At 72.6% G+C, this 1871-nt stretch carries 1 protein-coding gene; it reads left to right on the forward strand.

Annotated features, from left to right (window positions below; translation table 11 throughout):
• Positions 1–794: 794 nt before the first annotated feature.
• Positions 795–1871, forward strand: a 1077-nt coding sequence (locus EIO58_RS17170) for a Glu/Leu/Phe/Val dehydrogenase family protein (RefSeq protein WP_164861836.1), incomplete at its 3' end; no start/stop codon positions are given.

A 1871-nucleotide genomic window follows, 5' to 3' on the forward strand; every position in this document is an offset into this window, starting at 1 on the left:
GTGCTCGACCAGCCGTCTGCGCTGGACTGGGTCCAATGCACGCGTACCCCGGGCGACCTCCGCAGACGCGAGCGCGTCGACGGCACCGCGATGTGCACATCCGATGCGTCCCACACGAACACACCCCACCGCGCGAGCTCCGACACGCACGTGAGACGACCCCCGACCGCGGCGGCCGTCCGGCATTCCTCGGGCGCTTCCGGAAGGACATAGGCGTTCTCGCGCGCTCGGACGAGCCGCCCCCCGCGCACGGCCGCTGTCAGCGCCCGGGCGGTCCAGCCGTTCGCCATCAACTCGGCGCGGGACCAGACGTGCCATCTCTTTGGAACCGCGCGATTCTCACGGTGGCAGCGCGCTGTGAAAGCAGCCGGCACGGAACGAGCCTCGGGGCGTGGAGCGAAGGCAGCGGGCATGCCATAGATGGTGTCGTCAGCGGACCGCGGCAGCGGCATCCGTCGTCGCTTCTGGGGAGAACGCGCTCGGCCCCGGCCCTGGGGAGGACCCGAGGGCGTTCGTCTCGCAGGACGACCGATGCGGACCCCGGGCGACACGCCGCAGACACGCCCGGGTTCCCGAGAACGTCCTGCGACACGAACAGAGCGCCACGCGGAGGCGACAGAGCGCCACGCGGGGGCGACAGGTTGCCACGGTCGAGCCGCATGACCGCGCAATCTGCACAGCCTGCGGCGAGGTGGTTGAACAATCCGCCGCGAGGGTGTGCAATGGAGGCGGATGCCGCAACGCCGCGGCATCCCAGCGCACTGCCCACGAGGCCCGCCGAAGGAAGACCCGCGATGACGCACGCAACACCCTCCCTGCCCCTGCCCGATTTCACGCACGAGCGCGTGGAGGTGATCACCGGGCGACGCAGCGGCCTCTTCATCACCGTGGCGCTCCACTCGTCCGTACTCGGCTCCGCCCTCGGCGGCGCCCGCCTGTGGACGTACCCGCACTGGAGCGATGCGCTCGGCGACGCCCTGCGCCTGTCGGCTGCGATGACGCTCAAGAACGCCGCGGCCGGGCTTGACGCCGGCGGCGGCAAGTCGGTCATCGCCCTCCCGCCGGAAACCACCCTCGACCTCGAGCGGCGTCGCGCCGCCTTCCTCGACCTCGGCGACGCCGTCGAGTCGCTGCACGGCCTGTACCGCACCGCCGAGGATGTCGGCTCGACGACCGACGACATGCTCGTGGTCAGCGAGCGCACCGAGCACGTCGTCGGCCTTCCCGACGCCGTCGGCGGGTCGGGTGAACCCGCGGGCCCCACGAGCCTCGGCGTGTACGAATCGCTGCGCGCGACGCTCGAGCGCGTGGCGGGATCACCCGATGTCGAGGGCCGTCGCATCACGATCTCGGGCCTCGGCCAGGTCGGCAGCCGCCTCGCGGTGCGCCTCTCGGCCGAGGGCGCGCACCTCACGGTCACCGACGTCAACCCCGCCAAGCGCGACCTCGCCACGGAGCTCGGCGCCCACTGGTGCACGCCGGGCGAGGAGCACCTGGTGCCCGCCGACGTGTTCGTGCCCGCCGGCATCGGCGGACTGCTCACCGACGAGGTCATCGACGCGCTCGACGCCAAGGCGGTGTGCGGCCCCGCGAACAACCCCTTGGCCGACCGCAGCGGCGCCGAGCGCCTCGCACATCGCGGCGTGCTGTACGCCCCCGACTTCGTCGTCAACGCCGGCGGCGTGATCTACCTCGACCTCGAGGCTAAGAAGCTCGGCACGCGCGGCGAGATCATGGAGCGGGTCGCCCACATCGGCGACACCATCCGCCGGGTGTACGACGAGGCGGCCACGCGGGGCGTCACGCCTCTCGAGGCGGCGGAGGGCCTCGCCGCCGAGCGCCTCGCGGCGGGCGGGCGCCAGCCGGCACTC

Source organism: Microbacterium sp. CPCC 204701 (assembly GCF_004010105.1).
Lineage (GTDB): Bacteria > Actinomycetota > Actinomycetes > Actinomycetales > Microbacteriaceae > Microbacterium.